The 3,633-nt window shown below is 71.5% G+C and carries 3 protein-coding genes; 2 read left to right on the top strand and 1 reads right to left on the bottom strand.

The window, feature by feature from the left end:
* On the bottom strand, positions 1-1,121 hold a 1,121-nt coding region (locus VF468_18730), incomplete at its 3' end, for a M28 family peptidase (protein HEX5880327.1).
* A gap of 190 nt (positions 1,122-1,311) precedes the next feature.
* Here VF468_18730 and murA point away from each other — a divergent pair.
* Complete coding sequence (gene murA / locus VF468_18725; GenBank protein HEX5880326.1) at positions 1,312-2,589, top strand: UDP-N-acetylglucosamine 1-carboxyvinyltransferase; 1,278 nt, start codon at positions 1,312-1,314, stop codon at positions 2,587-2,589.
* Positions 2,586-3,633: hypothetical protein (locus tag VF468_18720; GenBank protein ID HEX5880325.1), on the top strand; the 1,048-nt coding region annotated here is incomplete at its 3' end. The genes murA and VF468_18720, both read left to right, overlap by 4 nt.

The raw sequence follows: 3,633 nt of genomic DNA, 5'->3' as shown, positions 1-3,633 counted from the left end.
TTATCGCCGTCGTAGACCATCCGGATACCGTTCGGGGAGCCGATCATGTCGAAGTTGAGGTACAGCGCGATATCCTCGACCTCGTCCTCGGTCAAACCCCCGGTGTAGAACAGCGAACCGAGCAGGCCCGACTCCTCGGCGCCCCACCACGCGAACCGGAGCGTGTTCACGGGCTCCAGCTTCCGCAGCAGGATCGCGGTCTCCAGCAGCGCGCCGCTCCCGGAGCCGTTGTCGTTGATGCCCGGCCCCTCCGGCACGGAGTCGAGGTGCGCCCCGGCCATGACCACGTTGTCGTCGTTCCCGAAGCGCGACTCGGCGATCACGTTCTCCGTGGTCCTGACCTCGGAGATGGTGTCGGCGAAGATGTGCATCGTGACCGGACCGGTCTGCGACATCGTGTTCAGCTCGACACCGTCCGCGAACGAGATGCCGACGGCAGGGATCGTCTTGGGTGCGCTCAGCGTGCCGAAGAACAGCGCCTGGCGTCCGGTCTGTCCCTCGTTGAAGATGATGACGCCCACCGCGCCGGCCTCCGCGGCGTTGGTGACCTTGTCCCCGAACCCGCACACGCCCCGCTGGATCAGCGCGATGCGACCGGCCACGAAGCTGGCGAAGTCGCTGTCCTCGCACCCGCTGGTCGAGCTGGTCGGAAGGGGCCCGGGCGGGAGCTCCAGGTCCACCGCCTGGATCTCGGCCGTGACGTCCCCGGGCCCCGAGTACTGCATCAGGTCGTAGTCGACCTGATCCTCGTAGGTCCTCGGGTTCGGCGAGACCCGCTCGAACGCCGAGTCGAACTCCTGGAAGAAGTTGAACTGGAACTCCTGGCGGGTCACCTCGTACCCGACGCCCTCGAGCGTCTCGGCAACGTAGTCCGCCGACTCGTTATAGCCGTCGCTGCCGGAGACCCGGGTGTCGTCGTTGGCGTCGGCGAAGGCCTGGAGCTGTGCCTGATGGCCTCGGACGCCGTCGACCGTCATGCACTCGAGCAGCTTCTTGGTGGTGTCGTTATTCCGCTGGTAGCAGCTCGCCGGGCCAGCCTGGGCCCCGGGGGCCGGCACCAATGCCAGCGCGGTGAGGGCGGCCACCACCACGGCCAGCCGTACCGCTCGTCCGTTCCTCACATCCACCACCTCCCTGCGGGCACGTCCGTGACCCACTCGCGTCGGCGACCTCGGGCGGCCGGGGAAGCGATGGGTATGAGCGACAAGGAATACCCATGTCCGCGGTTCCCGGTCAATTCGGATTCGTCCGAATTGCGCGTTCCCGAGCCGAACCGGGGACCGCTACGACCCCGCCGCGTAGAATCGCCGCGTGGATCGGCTGCTGATCACCGGGGGCCGCCGCCTGTCGGGCCGCATCGCCGTGGGCGGGGCCAAGAACTCGGCGCTCAAGGTCATGGCCGCGGCCCTCCTGGCCGAGGGCCGGACCGAGCTTCGGAACGTGCCCGACATCGCCGACTGCCGCACCATGAGCGAGGTGCTCGGACGACTCGGCGCGTCCGTGGAGCGCAGGGACGGGGCACTCTTGATCGACGCGTCGGGGTCCCTCGAGCGCGAGACCCCGTACGAGCTGGTCCGGCGGATGCGAGCTTCGATCCTGGTGCTCGGGCCCCTCCTGGCCCGGACCGGCCGGGCCCGGGTGGCCATGCCGGGGGGTTGCAACATCGGCCGGCGGAAGATCGACCTGCACATCCGCGGCCTGGAGCGGATGGGTGCGGAGTTCTCCTACGACCATGGCTACCTGGTGGCCGAGGCCCCCGCCCGGCTCCAGGGCGCGATCCTCTCGCTGGACTTCCCGAGTGTCGGGGCCACCGAGAACCTGCTGATGGCCGCGGTGGCCGCCGCCGGGACCACCGTGATCGAGAACGCCGCCCGTGAGCCCGAGCTCCAGGATCTGGCCGACTTCCTGGTGGCGATGGGTGCCCGGATCGAGGGCGTGGGCACCCCGACGATCGAGATCGAGGGCGTCGACTCCTTCACCCCCACCACCCACACCGTGATCCCCGACCGGATCGAGGCGGGGACGTTCGCCCTGGCCGCATGCGTCACCCGCGGCGACGTGATCCTGGGGGGCGCCAGGGCCGACCACCTCGACCTCGTGCTGGCGAAGCTCGACGAGGCCGGGGCTCGGGTCTCGGTGGAAGAGACCGGCGTGCGGGTGGCCATGGACGAGCGCCCCCGCGCGGTCGACCTGGTGACGCTGCCGTACCCGGGGTTCCCCACCGACCTCCAGCCGCCGATGATGGCGCTGCTGGCCACGGCGGAGGGCACCAGCATCCTCACCGAGAACGTCTTCGAGTCCCGGTTCATGTTCGTCGACGAGCTGAACCGGATGGGCGCGGACATCCGCACCGAGGGCCACCACGCGGTGGTCAGGGGGGTGCAGCGGTTGTCGTCGGCGCCGGTGCGGGCCCTGGATCTCCGGGCCGGGGCGTCGCTGATCCTGGCGGCCCTGGGGGCCGACGGCGTCACCGAGATCGCCGACGTCGGCCACGTCGACCGGGGCTACGAGGACATCGACTCGAAGCTGTCGGCCCTCGGTGCCGAGGTCAGCCGCCAGCCCTCGTTCCAGCCAGCGTTCTCCCCGTGAGGGGAGCGGCCGCTGCCCTCCTCGCCGCCGTCGTCCTGAGCGCCCCGGCCGCGGCACAGCAGCCGACGGACCGCACGGCCCTGCTGCTCCTCGTCGACGGCCTGACGTTCGACCAGGCCGTGGCCGATCCGCCCATCGGTGCGCTGGCCCGAACGGGCGGGATCGGCCTGATGACGAACGCGGACCCCTTGGAGCGTCCCGATGCCCTGCCGTCCCTGATCGTGGCGAGCCTGGCGTCGACAGATCGGCTCGACGAGGCCCTGCAGGATGTGGAGGGCGAGGTGTTGGTGATCGCCGCGGGGACCGGCGCCGAGCCCGGCGTGGCGACCCCGGTGGTCGTGGCCCGCGGGGAGCCGTCGGACGTCCTCTCCGGTGGAGGTGAACCGGGCGGCCTGACCTCGGACACGACCGGGCGTGACGGCGTGGTGTCGAACCTCGACCTGGAGCCGACGATCCGGGCCTTCCTCGGGGAACCGCTCCGCGAGGGCCCGGGATCGCCGATCCGGGTCGAGGGGGAGGCGCCCGCGTCGCTGGCCGAGCGGTACAAGGAGTGGCGCGGGTCGGCGGCGCCGGTCGGCGTCGCCGTGCTGGCCTTCGCCCTGACCTCGCTGGCCGTGGCCCTCGTGCTGCTGGTGGGACCGTGGCGGGGAGCCGACGGTCCGGTCTCGGTGTTGGTGCTCTTCTCCACCGCGGTGCTCGTGGCCCTGCTGCCGGCCGGTCTCCTGCCCGACCTGCGGGCGGCGGTGGTCCTCCCAGTGGTGGTGGTGCTCGGCGCGGCGCTGGCCGCGGCCGCCCTGGCCATGAGTCGGGGAAGCGTCACCCGGCCGGTGGCCGTGGTCGCCGGTGTCGGGCTCGGCGTGGTCGTCGTGGACGCTGCGTTCGGATGGCCGATGGGCCTCACGCCGTTCCTGGGCGGCAGCGCGCTCGAGGGCGTCCGGTTCTTCGGGCTCGGGAACCCCTCGGCCGGGATCGTGTTGTCCGGCGCGGTCCTGGTGGCCGCCTTCCTCCGGCCGTGGGCCGGCGTGGGGCTCCTGCTGGGCGCGG

It is taken from the genome of Actinomycetota bacterium (assembly GCA_036280995.1).
GTDB lineage: Bacteria > Actinomycetota > CALGFH01 > CALGFH01 > CALGFH01 > CALGFH01.
The sequence above is the reverse complement of the archived record's forward strand: the minus strand, read 5'-3'. Positions and strand labels throughout refer to the sequence as shown.